Origin of the sequence: Streptomyces sp. NPDC046831 (assembly GCF_040645305.1) — a bacterium.
Taxonomy (GTDB): Bacteria; Actinomycetota; Actinomycetes; order Streptomycetales; family Streptomycetaceae; genus Streptomyces.
In genome coordinates this window covers 79247-99359 of the sequence record NZ_JBEYXZ010000001.1, presented here as the reverse complement: position 1 = coordinate 99359, position 20113 = coordinate 79247, and the positions used below count along the sequence as shown (strand labels likewise).

Here is a 20113-nt window from a genome sequence, read left to right as displayed (position 1 = left end):
AGGCCGGGGCGCGGGGCCGGCGGCGACCGCGGACCGCGAGGGGCCCGCCCCGGCCTGGCGGCGCCGGGACGGGAGAGCGTCACAGGCTTCCCCGGGCGTGCCGGGCGATGTGCCGCAGGGCCTCGGCGAACTCGCCGGCGACGCGGCGCACGGTCTCCGTGTCGTGCACGCCGGGGCGGTGGTGCCAGGTGAAGGCGAGGCGGCCGTTCTGCACCGCGCCGACCACCTCCAGCAGGTGCGAGCCTCCGTCCCGGGGGTCGTGGTCCCGGCCGAACGAGCCGTGCTCGGCGCGCACCAGGCCGTCGTCGGAGGTCTCCGGGCGGGCGTCCCACTGGCCGAGGTAGTTGAACACCACCTGTCCGTGCGCCGCCGCGCCGAGACGCTCGCGGACCTCGGGCGGGCCGAAGGTGCGCAGGGCGCCGAATCCCAGGCCGTTGCCGGGCACCGCGCGCAGCTGGCGGCGCACCGACTTCACCAGGGACCGCCAGTCGCGTGCCGGGCCGAGGTCGTCCGGGTCGGGCACCTGGAGGGCGACCGGGTGGACGGTGGTGAACCAGCCGACCGTGCGGGAGAGGTCGACTCCGTCGAGCACGTCCTCGCGGCCGTGCCCCTCGAGGTCGAGGCGCACCCGGTCGTGTCCGGTCCAGCGGGACAGGGCCAGGGCGAGGGCGGCCAGCAGGACGTCGTTGACGCGGGTGCGGTAGGCCGTCGGCGCGGCGCGCAGCAGGGCCGTGGTGTCCTCCTCGTCGAGTTCCACGGTCAGCGCCCCGGTCCGGGCCGCGTCGGGCGCCGCGGGGGTGGCGGGCAGCGGCTCGGCGGTCACCGCCTGCTCCCAGTAGGCCAGTTCGTGGTCCAGGCCGCCGTCGGCGACGTGTGCGGCGAGGCGGCGGGCCCAGTCCCGGAAGGAGGTGCTGCGCTCCCCCAGGGTGACGGGGCCGGCCTGGCGGGCCTGCCGGTACGCCGCCTCCAGGTCGTCGCGCAGGATCCGCCAGGACACGGCGTCGACGACGAGGTGGTGGGCGACCAGCAGGAGGTGGGCGGGCCGGTCCGGGTCGCCGGTGAACAGGGCCGCCCGCAGCAGCGGGCCGCGCGCGAGGTCGAAGCCGGCGTGCAGGCGGTCGGCGGCCTCCTCCATGGCCGCGTCGGCCTCCTCCGGGGTCAGTCCCGCCAGGTCGTGGGCGACGAGGACGTCGCAGGACCCGGCCGGTGGCGGGTTGAACTGGTGCCAGCCGCCGGCGTCCTCGGTGAAGCGCATGCGCAGGGCGTCGTGGTGCTCCATGAGGGCGGCGAGCGCGGTGCGCAGGGCGTCGGTGTCCGGGACCGCGGCGAGTTCGAGGAGGACGGACTGGTTGAAGTGGTGGTGGGCGGCGCGCGGGGTGGTGAGGAACCACTCCTGGATGGGGGTGAGCGGGACCTCTCCGGTCACCGGTCCCTCGCCCGTGTGCTGCGGCATCTCGCGGACGGCGGTGGCCAGTTCGGCGACGGTCTGGTGGGTGAACAGGTCCCGGGTGGCCAGGTGCAGTCCGTCCCGGCGGAGCCTGGAGACGACCTGCATGCTGAGGATGGAGTCCCCGCCGAGGTGGAAGAAGTTGTCGTCGGCGCCGACCTCCTCCACTCCCAGGACGTCGGCCCAGATGCGGGCGATGCGGCGCTCGGTGTCGGTGCGCGGCGCGGTGCGCGGTCCGGCGGCGGTCTGCGCGGGGCCGGGCTCGGGCAGGGCCCGCCGGTCGGTCTTCCCGTTCGGGGTGAGCGGGAGCCGCTCCAGCGGTACGAACACCGACGGGATCATGTGCGGGGGCAGCAGCCCGGCCAGGTGCTCGCGCAGCTCCGTCACGGCGATCGGGGCGGGCCCGTGCCCGGCCGGCTCCGGTTGGGCGGCACCGGGCTCGGGGACCACGTAGGCCACGAGCCGGGCGGCCGCGGTGCCCGGCTCCGCTGCCGGGCCGTCGGTGCGGACCACGACCGCGGCGTCCCGCACCCGCGGGCTGCGGCGCAGCGCGCTCTCGATCTCGCCCGGCTCGATCCGGAAGCCGCGCAGCTTGACCTGGTCGTCGGCGCGCCCGGCGAAGCGCAGCTGCCCGTCGGCGTCCCAGCGCACCAGGTCACCGGTGCGGTACATCCGCTCCCCCGGCGCGCCGAACGGGTCGGCGACGAACCGGCGGGCGGTCAGGCCGGGGCGGTGCAGGTAGCCGCGGGCGACTCCGGGGCCCGCCACATACAGTTCGCCGGTCACCCCCGGCGGGACCGGGCGCAGGGCGGCGTCGAGGACGTGGACGCGGGTGGCGCCGGAGGGGCGGCCGATCGGCGGCGCCTCCGGGCCGGGTGCCAGGGGGCCGGTCCAGGTGGCGACCACGGTGGCCTCGGTGGGCCCGTAGGAGTTGACCATCCGGCGGCCGGGCGCCCACTTCTCGACCAGGTCGGCCGGGCACGCCTCGGCGCCGACGATCAGTGTGCGCAGGTCCGGCAGCGCGCCGGCCGTGCCGGGCGGCACGGTGGCCAGCGCCGCGGGGGGAATGAGCGTGTGGCTGATGCGCCGCTCGGCGAGCACCTCGGCCAGCCGCTCGCCGACCAGGGGCCCCTCCTCCCCGGTGACGAGGGTGGCTCCGGTGAGCAGGGAGACGCACAGCTCCAGGACGGAGGCGTCGAAGCTGGGCGAGGCGAACTGCAGCACCCGGTCGCCGGGGCCGGCGGCGTACTGCTCGGCGGCCGCCGCGGCGAAGGAGGCCAGACCGCGGTGGCTGACGACCACGCCCTTGGGGGTGCCGGTGGAGCCGGAGGTGTAGATGACGTAGGCGGGGTGGTCCGGGCCGAGTGCGGTGGCGCGGTCCGCGTCCGTGGGCGCGGTGTCCGGCCCGCCGGCCGTCCACACGGATTCGGGGTCGTCCAGGACGAGCCACGCCCCCGCGTCGCGGACCATGAACTCCCGCCGCTGCTCGGGGTAGGCCGGGTCGACCGGCAGGAAGCAGCCGCCGGCCTTGGTGACGGCGAGCTGCGCCACCACCGTCTCCACGGCCCGGGGCAGGGACAGGGCGACGATGCGCTCGGGGCCGACGCCGCGCCCGATCAGGTGGTGGGCCAGCCGGTTGGCCGCCCGGTCGGCCTCCGCGTACGTCAGTTCGCGGGTGGCGTCGGCCAGCGCGACCGCGTCGGGGGTGCGGGCCGCCTGCCGTTCGAACAGTTCCGGCAGGGTCGCCGGGGGCACCGGCGGGAAGGTGCCGCGTCCCTGGTCCAGCAGGGCCTTCAGCTCCTCGTCGGAGGCCAGCGGCAGCGCCCCCACCGTGCGGTCCGGGTTCTCGGCGACGGCGGTGAGCAGGGTCCGGAGCTGACCGGCCAGCCGCTCGGCGGTGGTCGCGTCGAACAGGTCGGTGTTGTAGGTGAGCAGGCCGTGCAGGGCTCCGGAGTCCGTCTCGGCGAACTCCAGGGTGAGGTCGAACGCCGCCTGCTGGAGGTCCGGTTCGACGTCCTCGACGTCGAGGCCGGGCAGGTCGAGGCCGGCCGCCGGGGTGTTCTGCAGGACGACCATGACCTGGAACAGCGGGGTGCGGCTGGTGTCGCGCACCGCCTGCACCTCGTCCACCACCCGTTCGAACGGCACGTCCTGGTGGGCGAAGGCGTCGAGCACGGTCTGCCGTACGTCGGCGAGGAAGTCGCCGAAGGGCCGCTCCGTCTCGACCCGGGAGCGCAGCACCAGGGTGTTGACGAAGAACCCGACGAGGTCGCGGGTCTCGGCCCGGTCGCGGCCGGCGGTGACGGTGCCGACGGCGACGTCCCCCGCGCCGGACAGGCGGGCGAGGAAGGCCTGGGCGGCGGCGGCGAGCGTGGTGAACAGGGTGGCCCCCCGCTCCCGGCCGGCCTGGGTCAGACGGCGGGCGGTCCGGGGCGGCAGGACCAGGCGGGTGGTCGCGCCGTTGCTGGTGCGCACCGCCGGGCGGGGCCGGTCGGTGGGCAGCTCCAGCGGCTGGGTGCCCGCCAGTTGCTCCTTCCAGTAGGCGAGTTGGGCGTCGGCCCCGGTGGCGCCCTCGGTGCGCTGCCAGTGGGCGTAGTCGGCGTACTGCACCGGCAGGGGCGGCAGCGGCCCGGTCGCGGCGCCCAGTTCCAGCCGGTAGAGGTGGGCCAGGTCGCCGGTGAGCACGGACGTGGACCAGCCGTCGGTGACGATGTGGTGGAGCGTGAGGGTCAGTACGTGGTCGTCGTCCGCCAGACGCACCAGGCCGGCGCGGAGCAGCGGGCCCACACGCAGGTCGAAGGGGCGGGTGCGCTCCTCGGCGAGCAGGTCCCGCAGCCGCGGCTCGCGTTCCTTCGGCGGCAGCGGGGACAGGTCGTGCAGCGGCAGGGGCACGGGCTGCGGCGGGTGGACGATCTGCACGCCGTGGCCGTCGGCGGTGTCGAAGGTGGTGCGCAGGGACTCGTGCCGGGCCACCAGGGCGTGCAGGGCCGAGGCGAGGGCGCCGGTGTCGAGCGTCCCGCGCAGGCGCAGGGCGAGCGCGGTGATGTACTCGCTGCCGCCGGGTGCGAACTCCTCCAGGAAGAACAGGCGTTGCTGGGCGTACGACATGGGCGCCGGCGTGTCCCGGGGCACCGGGACGATGGCGGGGCGGCCCGTGCCGGCGGCGCGGTGCTCGTCGAGCAGCCGGGCGAGGGCGGCCGGCGTGGGGTGGGTGAACACCTCCCGGGGCGACAGGTCGGTGCCGAACACCTCGGTCAGGCGGGAGGCGAGGCGGATGCTGAGCAGGGAGTCGCCGCCCAGCTGGAAGAAGTCGTCCTCCACGCCGGGCGGGTCCACGCCGAGGACCCGGGCGAAGACGTCGGCGGTGAGCCGTTCGGTCTCGTTCCGGTGGGCGACCCGGGTACCGCGCCCGGCGGGTTCCGTCTCCGGCGCCGGCAGCGCGGCCCGGTCGACCTTGCCGTTGCCGCTGAGCGGCAGCGCCGGCAGCGGCACGAACGCGGAGGGGACGAGGTAGTCGGGCAGCGCGCGGCGGGCGAAGGCGCGTACGTCGTCGAGGTCGTCACCGGCCGGGCCCACGAGGTAGGCCACCAGGGTGCGCGTGCCGGGGCGGTCCTCGCGGGCCAGCACGGCCACGTCCACGACGCCCGGGTGCGCCGCGAGGGCGGCCTCCACCTCGCCGGGCTCCACCCGGAAGCCGCGGATCTTGACCTGGTCGTCCGCGCGGCCGAGGAACTCCACCGTGCCGTCGGGGCGGCGCCGGGCCAGGTCCCCGGTGCGGTACATGCGGGCGCCGGGCGGCCCGAACGGATCGGCGAGGAACCTGGCCGCGGTGTCGCCGGGGCGGCCCAGGTAGCCGCGGGCCACGCCCTCGCCTGCCACGAACAGCTCGCCCGCGCAGCCCGGCGGGACGGGCCGCAGCCGGCTGTCGAGCACGTGGACGCGCTTGTCGTCCAGGGGGTGGCCGATGGGTACGGTGCCGGGCACGGCCGCCGCGTCCGTGAGGGCCAGCGACGTGGCGAAGGTCGTGGTCTCGGTCGGGCCGTAGCCGTCCACGACACTCAGGCCGGGGCAGGCGGCCAGCACCCGGCGGACGGCGGCGGCCGGTACCACGTCGCCACCGGTCCACACCTGGCGCAGGCCCCTGAAGCAGTCCGGCGCGTCCTGCGCCAGCAGCCGGAACAGGCCCGCGGTCAGCCACAGCGCCGTCGGGCCGCCGTCGCCGGCGAGCCGCCGCAGCAGTGCCGCGTCCACCGTCTCCCGGGGGGAGACGATCACGCAGCCGCCGTTGAGCAGCGGCGCCCACACCTCGAACGTGGCGGCGTCGAAGGCCACCGGGGAGTGCAGCAGCACCCGGTCGCACACCCCGCCGGTGAACCGGCTGTCGGTGGCCAGCGAGGCGACGTCGCGGTGCCGCACGGCCACCGCCTTGGGCTGCCCGGTGGAGCCGGAGGTGAACATCACGTAGGCGAGCCGGTCGGGGTCGGCGGGCGGCGCGGCCGGGGCGTCCTGGGCGGACGCGGCGCGGGCGGCGGCGACGTCGCCGGCGGTGAGCCGGACCTCGGCCCGCGCCTGGGCGAGCAGGGCGCCGCGCCGTTCCTCGGGGGCGCGGGTGTCGACGGGCAGGTAGGCGCCGCCCGCCTTGAGGACCCCGAGCTGGGCGACGACGAGTTCGGCGGAGCGGTCCATCAGCAGCGCCACCCGCTCCTCGGCCGCCAGGCCGCCGGCGAGCAGCCGGGCCGCCACGCGGTCGGACCAGTCGGCGAGTTCGCGGTAGGTCAGCTCCCGGTCGCCGTCGCGCAGGGCGACCGCGTCCGGGGTGCGGTGGGCCTGCGCGGTGAACAGGTCGACCGGGCTGCGCGGGGCCGCCTGCCGGGCGGTGGTGTTCCACCGCTGGAGCACCTCGCGGTCCGCGCCGGTGAGCAGGTCCAGGGCGTCGATGTCGCCGTCGGCGCCGTCGGCGCCGTCGGCCAGGGCGGTGAGCGCGACGGCCAGCCGGGCCGCGGCCCGCTCGGCGGTGGCGCGGTCGAACAGCGCCGCGTCGTAGGCGAGGTCGAAGCCGAGCCGGTCGGTCAGGTGGGCGCGCAGGCACCACGGGAAGGTGGTGGCGTCGTCGGCGCGCACCTCCTCCACGCCCACGCCGGTGCGGGCGGTGGCCGACGCGTCGACGGGGTAGTTCTCGAACACGACCATGCTGTCGAACAGCGCCTCGCCGGCCGGGACGTCGCTGAGGGCCTGGATGCGGGGCAGGGCGAGGAAGTCGAAGCGGCGGGCGTCGCTCTGCCGCTCCTGCAGCTCCCGCAGCCAGGGCAGGACCGGGCCGACGGGGACGCGGACCCGGGCCGGCACGGTGTTGATGAACATGCCGATCATGGCGTCCACGCCGGGCAGTTCGGCGGGGCGGCCGGAGACGGTGGTGCCGAACACCACGTCCCGGCGGCCGCTGTAGCGGGCCAGGAGGAGTGCCCAGGCGCCCTGCACCAGGGTGTTGACGGTCAGTCCGCAGCGGGCGGCCGTCTCCCGCAGCCGCCGGGTGGTGGTCTCGTCCAGCTCTTGGTGGACGGCCGCCGCGGAGCGGGCGCGGTGCGCCTCGGCGGGCGTGCGGTCGTACGGCAGCGGGGTGCGCGCGGTGAAGCCGGCGAGGGCGTCGGCCCAGTGGCGTTCGGCCTCCTCCTCGTCCTGGTCGCGCAGCCAGCGCAGGAAGTCGGCGAACGGCCGCCGTACCGGGGCGGGGGCGTCGGGACCGCCGGTCAGCGCCGCGTACCGCTCGCAGACCTCGGTGAGCAGCTGCCCGGTGCTCCAGCCGTCCAGGACGAGGTGGTGGGTGGACCACAGCAGCAGCACCTCGTCGCCGGGCAGGGCGGCCAGGGTGATGCGGGTGAGCGGGGCCGTGGTCAGGTCCATGCCCGCCGCGCGGTCCTCGGCGAGCAGCCGCTCGATCCGCTCCTCCCGCTCGTCGGGCGTCAGCCGGCGCCAGTCCAGGTGGGTGACGGGCAGCTCCGCACGCCGGTGGACCACCTGGACCGGGTGCGGCAGGGCCTTCCAGTGGACGCTGGTGCGCAGCGCCGGGGTGCGGTCGGCGACCTGCTGCCAGGCGGTGGCGAAGGCGTCCGGGTCGGCGATCCCGGACAGCCGTACCGCCGTGCGGTCGAAGTAGGCGCCCTCGGTGTCGACGAGTCCGTGGAAGAGCATGCCGGACTGCAGGGGGGTGAGCGGGAGGACGTCCTCGGCCTGCCGCCCGTCGCCGACCAGCCGGTCCAGGGGCTCCTGGGGCAGGCCGGCGAGCGGGAAGTCCGACGGGGTGCGTCCGCCGGCGTCCGGGCGGGCGCAGTGCGCCACGATCGCGCGCAGCGCCTCGCACATGTCGTCGGCCAGCCGGCGCACGGTTGCCTCGTCGTAGACGGCGGCCGGGTAGGTCCAGCCCAGTTCGAGCCGGCCGTCCTGCACGACGCCGGTGATGTCGAGCAGGTAGGGGCGCGTCTCGTCCGGGTCGGTGTCGCGGCCGGCCGGGGGCAGGGCCGCGCGGTACAGGCCGCCCTGGCGGTCCCCGCCGGTGCCGGCGTCCCACTGCCCGTGGTAGTTGAACCCGACCTGGGGGGCGGCGGCGCCGGCGAGGGGGCTGCCGGGCCGCAGGTGGCGCAGCGCCCCGTGGCCGAGGCCGCGCAGCGGGACCGCGCGCAGCTGCTCCTTGACCGAGCGGAGGGTGTCGTGCCAGCCGGCGCCGGGGCTGACGCTCAGGGCGAGGGGGAACTCGGCGGTGAACCAGCCGACGGTCCGGGACAGGTCCACGTCGTCGAAGAGGTCCTCGCGGCCGTGTCCCTCGACGCCGACCAGTACGGTGTCGCGTCCGCACCAGCGGGCCAGGGTGTGGCCCAGGGCGCTGAGGAGGACGTCGTTGACCTGGGTGCGGTAGACGTCGGGCACCTGGCGCAGCAGGGCCTCGGTCACCTCCGGCTCCAGTGCCGCGGTGACGGTGGCGGCGGTGCCGTGGGTGTTGGGTCCGACGCGTCCGGGCGGCAGGCCGGCCGGGGCCGCGCCGGTGCGCGTCCAGTACTCCAGATCCGCGTCGAAGGCGCCGGAGCGGGTGTGTTCGGCGAGCCGGGCGGCCCAGGTTCCGTAGGCGGTGGAGGCCGGGGGCAGGTCGACGGGGCGGCCCGCTCGGGCGGCCCGGTGGGCGGTGTCGAGGTCGGCGAGCAGGATACGCCAGGAGACGCCGTCCACGGCCAGGTGGTGGACGGTGAGCACCAGTTGGGGCGAGCGGCCGGGGCCGGTCTCGAAGAGCAGCGCCCGCACGACCCGGCCCGCGGCCGGGTCGAGCGCGGCCTGTGCGGCGTCCGTCGTGCGCTGCACCTCCGCTTCCAGGTCCGCGGCGTCCAGCGCCGCGACGTCGTGCCGGGTGAACACCGCGTCGGGCGCCTCGGGCAGGACCTCCTGGCGCCATCCCTGTGCGGTGCGCCGGAACCGGGTGCGCAGCGCCGGGTGGTGGTGCACGAGGGCGTCGACCGCCCGGTGCAGGGCGGACGGGTCGGTGCCGGGGGCCAGTTCCAGGCGCTGGGTCATGGTGAAGCGCAGCGCGTCGCCGGGGCGGCGGCCGTCGAGGTACCACTGCTGGATCGGGGTGAGCGGCGCCTCGGGCGGCGGGGCGTCGCCGGCCTCCGCGCGGGGTGCGGCGTCCGTGACGCACAGGGCCAGCTCGGCGACGGTCTGGTGGCGGAAGACGTCCTTGGTGGTGAGGGCGAGTCCGGCCTGGCGGGCGCGGGAGGCGATCTGGATGCTCAGGATCGAGTCGCCGCCCAGGGCGAAGAAGTTGTCCCGCGCGCCCACCCGTTCGACGCCCAGCACCTCGGCCCAGACGGCGGCCAGCCGCTCCTCGGTGCCGGGCCGGGGCGCCACGTAGGCGGTCGTGCGCTCGGGCTGCGCGGGCGGCGCGGGCAGGGCGCGGCGGTCGGTCTTGCCGCTGGTGGTGCGCGGGATGCGCTCCAGCGGCACGAAGGCGGCGGGCACCATGTGGTCGGGCAGTGCGGCGCGCAGGCGGACCCGCAGTTCCTCGGCCGGCGGGACGCGGTCGCCCGCGGGCACCACGTAGCCGACGAGCATCGTGCGGCCGGCGTGCTCGCGCGCGGCCACCGCGGCCTCGGCGACGTCGGGGTGGCCGAGGAGGGCGGCCTCCACCTCACCGGGTTCGATGCGGAACCCGCGGATCTTGACCTGGTCGTCGGCCCGGCCCAGGAACTCCAGCAGACCCCGGGCGTCCCAGCGGGCGCGGTCGCCGGTGCGGTACATGCGCGCACCCGGCGCCCCGAACGGGTCGGGCAGGAAGCGGGACGCGGTCAGCCCGGGCCGGTTGAGGTAGCCGCGGGCGACCTGCGCCCCGCCCAGGTACAGCTCGCCGGGCACGCCGGGCGGCACCGGCCGCAGCGCGCCGTCGAGGACGTAGGCGCGCAGGTTGCGGCCGGGACGGCCGATGACCGGGCGGTCCGCACCGTCGGCGCAGCGGCCGTAGACCGCGTCGACGGTGCATTCGGTCGGCCCGTACATGTTGTACGCGGTCACCCCGAGGTCCTGCGCGGCGCACAGCTCCCGCCAGGCGTCGGGGCCGACGGCCTCGCCTCCGACGAGCAGCAGCCGCGGACGGTGGCGGCCGGGGGCCAGGAGTCCGGCGGCGGTGAGTTCCCGCAGGAAGGACGGGGTGACGTTGACCAGGTCCAGCCGCCGCTCGGCGACCTGCGCGCAGAACGCCTCCGGGTCCAGGCGCACGTCCTCGTCGACGAGGTGGACCTCCTGGCCGAGGGCGAGCAGCAGCGGTCCCTCCCAGGAGGTGTCGAAGGAGAAGGAGGCGCTGAGCGCGGCGCGCAGCCGCCCTCCGTCCGCGGTGTGGGGCGCGACGAGCCCCTCGCGGTGGTCGTGGCAGAGGTTGACCAGGTGGCGGTGCTCCACGGCGACGCCCTTGGGCCGGCCGGTGGAGCCGGAGGTGTAGACGACGTACGCGGTGTGCTGCGGCAGCAGCGGCCGGAGCCGGTCGGCGTCGGTGGGGTCGTGGTCGGGCAGCCGGTCCCACGGCACCTCGCGCAGTGCGCCGGGGGTCAGGACGATGTGCGGCGCGGCGTCGGCGAGGAGGAACGCGGCGCGTTCCTCCGGCAGGTCCGGGTCGACGCAGAGCAGGGCGGCGCCCGCCTTGAGCACGCCGAGGAGTGCCACCAGCAGGTCCGTGGTGCGCGGCAGGCGGACGGCGACGAGCCGTTCCGGGGCGGCGCCCCGGGCGACGAGGTGGTGGGCGAGCCGGTTGGCCCGCCGGTTGAGGGCGGCGTAGTCGAGGGCGGCGTCCTGGGCGACCAGGGCCGTCTCGTGCGGGGTGCGCGCCGCCTGGGCCTCGAACAGGTCGGGGAAGGTGGCGTCCGCGACGGGCAGGACGGCGCCCTGCCAGTCGTGCAGGACCTGCTGCCGCTCGGCGGCGGTCATCAGCGGCAGTGCGCCGACCTCCCGCTCCGGGGCGTCGGCGGCGGCCTCGAGCAGCAGCCGCAGCCGTGCCGCCAGGCGCTCGGCGGTGTCCGCCTCGAACAGGGCGGTGCTGTACTCCAGGTGCCCGGTGAGCCCGCCGTCGTGTTCCACGAAGTCGAAGGCGAGGTCGAAGGTGGCGTTGCGGACCGGCGGTGTGACCGGCTCGACGTCGAGGCCGGGCAGGCGGGGCGTCTCGGCGCCCAGGTTGTGCAGCGCGACCAAGACCTGGAACAGCGGGGTGCGGCTGGTGTCCCGTTCGGGCTGGAGGGCGTCGACGACGCGCTCGAAGGGCACGTCCTGGTGGGCGAAGGCGTCCAGGACGGTGCCGCGGGTCTCGGTCAGCAGGTCCCGGAAGGACCGGTCGGGGCGGACGCGTCCGCGCAGGACCAGCGTGTTGACGAACATGCCGACCAGGTCGTGGAGTTCGGGCCGCTCCCGGCCCGCGGTGACCGTGCCGACGGCTATGTCCTCCTGGCCGGCCCAGCGGGCGAGGAGGACCTGGCACGCCGTCAGCAGGGTCATGTACAGGGTGGCGTCCGCCGCGCGGCCGGTCTCGCGCAGCCGGTCGGTCAGTGCCGAGGGCAGGTGGAAGGTCACCAGGGCCCCGTCGCGGCTGCGCACGGCCGGGCGCGGCCGGTCGGTGGGCAGTTCCAGCGGGGCCAGGCCGTCAAGCGTCCGCAGCCAGTGGGCGAGCTGCTGCTCGGTGCGGTCGCCGCGGGAGCGCTGCCAGGCGGCGTAGTCGGCGTAGCGCACCGGCAGGTCCGGCAGGACGGGGGCACGGTCCTGGCGTGCCGCGGCGTACAGCTCGCCGAGGTCGCGGCCGAGGACGGCGACGGACCAGCCGTCGGTGGCGATGTGGTGGACGGCCAGGACGAGGACGTGCTCGTCGTCGGCCGTCCGCGCCAGCCGGGCGCGCAGCAGCGGCCCGGCCGTCAGGTCGAAGGGGGTGGCGGCCTCGCGTTCGAGCAGCGCGTCCAGGGCCGCCTCCGGGTCGGCGGCGCCGGTGAGGTCGTCCGCGTCCAGTTCCACCGGCGCGGGCGGGTGGACGACCTGCCGGGCGCGGCCGTCCTCCTCGGCGAAGGTGGTCCGCAGCGTCTCGTGCCGGGCGACCAGTGCGTCCAGGGCGCGGCGCAGGGCGGCCTCGTCGAGCCGTCCGCGCAGGCGCAGCACCGACAGCGTCGTGTACTCGGTGCTTCCCGGCTCGAAGCGGTCCAGGAACCACAGGCGCTGCTGGGCGTACGACAGCGGCGGCGCCGTGTCCGGGTCGGCGGCCGGGATGACGTCGGCCGGGGCGGCGCGGCCGGCGGGCGGCTCGCCCAGGGCGGCGGCGAGGGCGGACAGCCTCGGGTGGGTGAAGAGCATCCGCGGCGAGACGTCCGTGCCGAACGAGGCCCGCAGCCGGGAGGTGACGCGGACCGCGAGGATGGAGTCACCGCCCAGGGCGAAGAAGTCGTCGTCGGCGCCGACCTGCGCGGTGCCGAGGACGTCGGCCCAGGCGGCGGCGACGAGACGCTCGGCGGGGGTGCGCGGCGGGGTGCGGTCGGTGCCGGTGGCGAAGCCCTCCGGGCCGGGCGCGGGCAGGGCGCGCCGGTCGAGCTTGCCGTTGACGGTCAGGGGCAGTTCGGCCATCGGCACGTAGGCGGCGGGCACCATGTGCGCGGGCAGCAGGCGCTCCAGGTGGGCGCGCAGATCGGCGGCCGAGGGCGGGGCGGCGGGGTGCGCCCCGCCGCCGGAGCCGACGACGTGGGCGACCAGGCGGCGGGTGCCGGAGGCGTCCTCGTGCACGCCCACGGCGGCCGCGCTCACGCCCGGGTGGGTGTGCAGGGCGGCCTCGATCTCGCCGGGCTCGATGCGGTAACCGCGGATCTTCACCTGCTGGTCGGCGCGGCCCAGGTACTCCAGCGTGCCGTCGGCGCGCCGACGGGCCCGGTCGCCGGTGCGGTACATCCGGCTGCCGGGCCGCCCGAACGGGTCGGCCACGAACCGGGTCGCGGTCAGGCCGGGCCGGTTGAGGTAGCCGCGGGCCAGGCCCTCCCCCGCCACGTACATCTCGCCGACGGCGCCGGGCGGCTGGGGCGAGAGGGTGTCGTCGAGGACGTACACCCGCAGGTCGGGTATGCCGGTGCCGATGGGGCTGCCCGAGCCGGCGCGGGTGGTCGTGCGGTCGAGGGGGGCGTAGGTGACGTGCACGGTGGTCTCGGTGATGCCGTACATGTTCACCAGGCGCGGCGCGGTGTCCGGGTGGCGGTCGTACCAGCCGGCGAGCCGTTCGACGTCCAGTGCCTCGCCCCCGAAGACCACCGTGCGCAGGGCCAGCCGTGCGCTCACGTCGGGGTGTTCGGCGTCGGCGCGGGCCAGCGGGTAGAACGCCGAGGGCGTCTGGTTCAGGACGGTGACGCGCTCGTCGGCCAGCAGGCGCAGGAAGTCCTCGGGCGAGCGGACGGTGTCGTCGGGGACGACGACGAGCCGGCCGCCGTACAGCAGCGGGCCCCACAGCTCCCACACGGAGAAGTCGAACGCGTAGGAGTGGAACAGGGTCCACACGTCGTGCTCGTCGAAGCCGAACCAGGGGCGGGTGCGGGTGAACAGCCGCACCACGTTGGCGTGCGGGACCACCACACCCTTGGGGCGGCCGGTGGAACCGGACGTGTAGATGGCGTAGGCCGGGCTCTCGGGCAGCGGACGGCGGGCGGCCTCCGGTCCGGCCGGACGGGCCGCGAGGTCGGAGCGGACCTCCGGGTCGTCCAGCAGCAGCAGCGGCACGGGGGCGTCCGCCAGGCGCGCGGAGGTCTGCGCGGTCGTCACCAGGGTCACCGGTGCGGCGTCCCTGAGGAGCCCGGTGATGCGTTCGGCGGGCGAGTTCGGGTCGACGGGCAGGTAGGCGGCGCCCGTCTTCAGCACGGCCAGGACCGCCACCACCAGTTCGGTGGAGCGCGGCAGGGCGAGGGCCACGAACCGCTCGGGCCCGGCGCCGAGTTCGGCCAGGCGGTGGGCGAGCCGGCCGGCCCGCGCGTCGAGGCCGGCGTAGTCGAGGCTGTCCCCGCCGCAGGTGACGGCGACGGCGCCGGGTCTGCGGGCGGCCTGGGCCTCGAACAGGTCCACCAGGGTGTCCTCGGGCCGGCCCTCCTCGGTGCCGTTCCACTCGGTGAGCACGCGCCGCCGTTCCGCGGCCGTCGTCCAGGGCAGGGCGCGCAGCGGGCGGTCCGGGTCGGCGGCGAGTTCGGTGAGCAGCAGGCACAGCCGGTCGGCGAGCGTCCGCACCGTCGCGGCGTCGAACAGCGCGGGGTCGTAGGCGAGGTCGAAGCCGAGGTGCTCGCCCTGGTAGGCCCGCAGGACGAGCGGGTAGTTGGTGGCGTCCCGGGAGGCGACGTCCACCAGGCGCAGGCCGGACGTGGCCGTGCGGGCCTCGTCGAAGGGGTAGTTCTCGAAGGCGACCATGCTCTGGAACAGCGGGGTGCCCGACGGGACGTCGCTCAGGCCCGTCAGCTCGGCGAGGGAGACCGCGGCGAAGCAGCGGGCCTCGGCCTGGGCCTGCTGCAGGTCCCGCAGCCAGGCGGTGGCCGTGCGGTGGCCGTCCACCCGCACCCGGGTGGGCAGGGTGTTGATGAACATGCCGACCATCGACTCGGCGCCGGGCAGGTCGTCGGGGCGTCCGGAGACGGTGGTCCCGAACACGACGTCCGGCTCGCCGCTGCAGCGGGCCAGCAGCAGCGCCCAGGCGCCCTGCACCAGGGTGCTCGGGGTCAGCCCGGCCCTGCGCGCGGTGCGCGCCAGCCGTGCGGAGACCGCGCCGGACAGGGCGGCGGTGTGGACGCCGGCGGAGCGGGCGTCGTGGGTGTCGCGCAGGGGACGGTCGGCGGGCAGCGGGGTCGGCGTGGCGAAGCCGCCGAGGACGTCGCGCCAGTGCGCGTGGGCGGCCTCGGCGTCCTGGCCGGCCAGCCAGCGCACGTAGTCGCCGAAGGGGCGGCGCGCGGGCGGGCGGGACTCGTTGCCGGCGGTGAGGGCGGCGTACTCCTCGAACACCTCGGTGAGCACCTGGGCCAGGCTCCAGCCGTCCAGGATGAGGTGGTGGGAGGTCCACAGCACGTGCAGCCGCGACTCGGGCAGCCGGACCAGGGTGAGCCGCATCAGCGGGGCCGTGCCGAGGTCCACGCCGCGGGCGAGGTCGTCGGCGCGCAGCCGCTCCCACTCCCCGGCGCGCTTCGCCGGGTCCGTCTCGCGCCAGTCGAGGTGGGTGACCGGCACCTGCACGCTCCGGTGCACGACCTGGAGCGGAACGGGGACGTCCTCCCAGACCACGCTGGTGCGCAGTGCGGGCGTGCGGTCGGCGACCCGCTGCCAGGCGACGGCGAGGGCGTGCGGGTCCGCGACGCCCTCCAGCAGCAGGGCGGCCTGGTCGACGTAGACGTCGTCGGGCCCGCCGACCAGGCGGTGGAAGAGCATGCCCTCCTGCAGCGGGGTCAGCGGCAGCAGGTCCTCCACGCTCCGGCCGTCGCCGGCCAGCCGGTCCACGCCGGCCTGGTCCAGGCGGGCCAGCGGGAAGTCGGAGGGGGTCCGGCCGCCGGCGCCGGGCCGGGCGCAGTGGTCGGCGATCGCGGCCAGCGCCCGGACCATGCCGTCCGCCAGACCGCGGACGGTGTCCGCGTCGTGGACCTGGTCGCTGTAGTGCCAGGTGACCTCGAGTTCGCCGTCGGCGACCACGGCGGACACGTCGAGGAGGTGGTCCAGCGGCTCGCCGGGGTCCATGTCGCGGCCGGGCACGTCGGCGGCCGGGGCGAAGTCCCGCCCGCCGGGGGCCTCCCACTGCCCGTGGTAGGTGAAGCACACCTCGGGCAGCGGCAGGTCCCGCAGGGCGCGGGCGGCGGGGTCGGGAGAGCCGAGGCGGGCCAGGGCCTCGTAGCTCAGGCCGCGCCGGGGCACTCCGCGCAGGCTCTCCTTGACGGCCTTGAGGGTGGCGCCCCAGTCGGGGGCCCCGGACGGGCCGGCGGGTGTGAGGGTGACGGGGTACTGGGTGGTGAACCAGCCCACGGTGCGGGAGACGTCGGTGGTGTCGTCGGGGACCGCTCCGCCGAGGTCCTCGCGGCCGTGGCCCTCCAGCGCGACGGTGACCCGCTCGGTGCCCGCCCAGTCGGCCAGCACCCGGCCCAGCGCGCTGAGCAGCACGTCGTTGACCTGGGTGCGGTAGACGCCCGGCACCCTGCGCAGCAGCGCCTCGGTGACGGCGCGGTCCACCCGGGTGCGGACGGTGCGCACGGAGCCGGCCAGCGCGGTGCCGGGGCGGTCCACCGGCAGCGGGGTGCGCGGGGCCGCGGCCCGGGCCGTCCAGTACGGCAGGTCGTCGTCCAGGTCACCGGCGCGCACCCGCCGGGACAGGTGCGCGGCCCAGTCGGCGAACGGCGTGAGCTCCGGCTCCGGTTCCACCGGCTCGCCCACGGCCGCCTGCCGGTAGGCCTGTTCCAGGTCGGCGAGGAGGATGCGCCAGGACACGCTGTCCACGGCGAGGTGATGGGCCGTCAGGAACAGGTGCGGCCGCTCGCCGGGCACCGCCGGCAGCAGCGCGGCGCGGAACAGGGCGCCCGTGGCCGGGTCGAGGGCGGCGCGGGCCGCGTCGGCGGCCTCGGTCCGGGCGGTCGAGGGGTCCGTGCCCGGGGCGGGCGGCTCGTGCCGGGTCAGCAGTCCGGTGGCCGGGCCCTCGCCGGGGTGCTGGCGCCAGCCGTCGGCCGTGCGGGCGAACCGGGTCCGCAGCGCCGGGTGCCGGGCGGCCACGGCCTCCACGGCCCGCTCCAGCGCCTGCTCGTCGAGGTCGTGCGGCAGGGCGAGCAGCATCGACATGCTGAAGTGCCGCAGGGGGCCGTGCGTGGCGAAGAACCACTCCTGCACCGGGGTCAGCGGGGCCGGACCCTCCTCGCGCGGCCGCCGGGGCGCGGGGACCGTGGCCGTCCGCCGTGCGGCGGCCGCGGCCAGGTCGGCGACGGTCTGGTGGCGGAAGACGTCCTGCGAGCCCAGGTGCAGTCCGGCGGCGCGGGCGCGGGAGACGGCCTGGATGCTGAGGATGGAGTCGCCGCCCAGCTCGAAGAAGTTGTCGGTGACGCCCACGGCGGGCACGCCCAGCACGTCGGCCCAGATGCGGGCGAGGGTCTCCTCGCCGGGAGTGCGCGGGGCGACGAACTCCCCGGCGCGCTCGTCGTCGCGCGGGTCGGGCGCGGGCAGGGCGCGGCGGTCCAGTTTGCCGCTGGTGGTCAGCGGGAGCGCGTCGAGCGCGGTGAACGACGACGGCACCATGTGGTCGGGCAGGGTGCGGCGCAGGGCCGCGCGCAGCTCGGCTGAGGCGGGCCGGGCGGCGCCGGCGGCGGGCACGACGTAGGCGGCCAGCCGGGTGTGGCCGTGTGCGTCGGCGACCGCGACGACCGCGGCGGCGGCGAGGCCGGGCAGGTCCAGCAGGGCCGCCTCGACCTCCCCGGGCTCGATGCGGTGGCCGCGCACCTTGACCTGGTCGTCGGCGCGCCCCAGGTAGTCCAGCTGTCCCCCGGCGGTCCAGCGGGCCAGGTCGCCCGTGCGGTACATGCGGGTCCCGGGCGGGCCGAACGGGTCGGCCACGAAGCGCGCCGCGGTCAGGCCGGGACGGCCGGCGTAGCCGCGGGCCACCTGCGGGCCGGCGAGGTAGAGCTCGCCGCCGACTCCGGGCGGCACCGGCCGCAGCCGGTCGTCCAGGACGTAGGCCCGTACGTTGGGCAGCGGCCGGCCCACCAGGGGGCGGCCGCCGCCCTCGATGCGGCAGGCCAGCGCGTCCACGGTGCACTCGGTGGGGCCGTAGAAGTTGTAGGCGGCGACCTCGCGGTGGGCGGCCAGCTCCCGCCACAGCGCCGGGCCGACCGCCTCGCCGCCGAGCATCAGCACCCGGGGGCGGTGGCGCGGATCGGCGAGCAGTCCGGCGGGCAGCAGCTGCCGCAGGTAGGAGGGGGTGAGGTCGAGGAAGTCGATGCGGTGCTCGACGACGTACTCGACCAGGGCGGCCGCGTCCATGCGGGTGGTCTCGTCGACCAGGTGCAGCCGGTGGCCGTCGGCCATCAGCAGCACGCCCTCCAGGGACGTGTCGAAGGCGAACGACGCGGTCAGCGCCACGTGCAGGGGGCCGCCGCCCGCGTCGGCGACGAACCCCTCGCGGTGCCCGGCGAGGAGATTGCCGAGGGAGCGGTGGGCGACGGCGACGCCCTTGGGGCGGCCGGTGGAGCCGGAGGTGTAGATGACGTAGGCCGTGTTGCCCGGGTCCAGCGGGGCGAGCCGGTCGGCGTCGGTGGGGTCGGTGTCCGGCAGGGTGTCCGGCACCGCCCGCAGCGCGGCCGCGTCGAGCACCAGGGCCGGGCGGGCGTCGTCCAGCAGGAAGCGGACCCGCTCCTCGGGCAGGGCGGGGTCGAGCGGGAGGTAGCCCGCGCCGGACTTCAGCACGGCGACGATCGCGACGATCATGTCGGTGGTGCGCGGCAGCCGCAGCGCGACGAGCGCCTCGGGGCCGGCGCCGAGAGCGATGAGGTGGTGGGCCAGGCGGTTGGCGCGGGCGTTGAGCGTCGCGTAGTCCAGGCGGTCGCCGCCCGCGACGAGGGCGGTGGCGTGCGGGGTGCGGCGCACCTGGCGCTCGAAAAGTTCGGGGTAGGTGGTGTCGGGAACGGGGCGGGCGGTGGCGTTCCACTCGCGCGTCACCCGCTGCTCCTCCCCCGGCGACAGCAGCGGCAGCGCGCCGAGCGGCCGGTCCGGTTCGGCGGCGGCGCCCTCCAGCGTCCGCAGCAGCTGCTCCGCCATCCGGCGGGCGGTGCCCGCCTCGAACAGGTCGGTGCGGTACTCCAGCAGGCCGGTCAGCTCCTCGCCGTCCGGGACGAACTCCACGCTCAGGTCGAAGGTGGCCGCCCGGCGGGGCACCGTGACCGGTGAGGTGGTCAGCCCGTGCGGTGCGGGCGCCGCGGGCGGGGCCGGGTGCAGCAGGACCATCACGTCGAACAGGGGGTTGCGGCCGGCCTCGCGGGTCGCGCCCGCGGCCTCCACCAGCCGTTCGAAGGGGGTGTCGCCGTGCGCGAAGGCGTCGTTGACGGTGTCCGCGGCGGCGGCCAGCAGGTCGCGGAAGGACCGGGACGCCTCCACCGGGGTGCGCAGCACGACGGTGTTCACGAAGAAGCCGACGGCCCGTTCCAGCTCCGTGCGGGTCCGCCCGGGGGTCAGGGAGCCGACCGTGATGTCGTCCTGGCCGGACCAGCGGGCCAGCAGCGCCTGGGTCGCGGCCACCAGGGCGGTGAAGAGCGTGGTGTGCTGCTCGGCCGCGAGCCGGCGCAGCGCGGCGGTGACGCCGGCGGGGACGGTGAACGTGTGCACCGCGCCCGCGCCGGACTCCTCGCCGCTGCGCGGCCGGTCCAGGGGCAGTTCCGGTGGCACGGCGCCGGACAGGCGCCGCGACCAGTGGGCGAGGTCGCCCTCCAGCCGGGGCCCGGACAGCTGCTCGCGCTGCCACACCGCGAAGTCCGGGTACTGCGCGGCCACCGGCGGCAGCTGCGGCCGGTCACCGCGGGCCAGCGCGTCGTAGACGGTGCACAGTTCGTCCAGCAGCACGCCCATCGACCAGCCGTCGGTGACGATGTGGTGGGCGGTCAGCAGCAGCACGTGCGAGGTGCCCGACTCGCGCAGCAGCGACGCGCGCAGCAGCGGACCGGTGTTCAGGTCGAACGGGCGGGAGTACTCCTCCAGCAGCGCCGCCTCCAGGGCGGCCGCCGCGTCGGCGGTCCCGGACGGCGCGGCCACCTCGCGCACGGGCAGCGGCACGGGACCGGCCGGCCGCACCGTCTGCACCGGCCGGCCGTCGGCCTCGTCGAAGACGGTGCGCAGCGCCTCGTGGCGCTCGACGACGGCGGTCAGCGCGCGGGCGAGCGCGTCGCGGTCCAGCGTCCCGGTGAGCCGCAGCGCCACCGCGCTGTTGTAGCGGGGGTCGCCGGGGCGCAGCCGGTCCAGGAACCACAGGCGCTGCTGGGCGAAGGACAGCGGCAGGGGCCGGGTGCGGTCGGCCGGCGGGATGCCCGGTGCGGGGGCGGCGCCCGCCGCGGCGGCGGCGCGTCCGGCCAGCCGGCGGCGCAGCGCCTCCTGCAGGTCCCGGGGCAGGGCTTCGGCGCGGTCTCGCTTCGAAGACGTCAT

At 76.8% G+C, this 20113-nt stretch carries 1 protein-coding gene; it reads right to left on the bottom strand.

Annotation, left to right across the window (positions count from 1 at the left end):
- Positions 1-79: 79 nt before the first annotated feature.
- Positions 80-20113 carry a non-ribosomal peptide synthase/polyketide synthase gene (locus ABZ920_RS00275; RefSeq protein WP_361496758.1) on the bottom strand — a complete coding sequence of 6678 codons (20034 nt, stop codon included), beginning with the start codon at positions 20111-20113 and terminating at the stop codon, positions 80-82.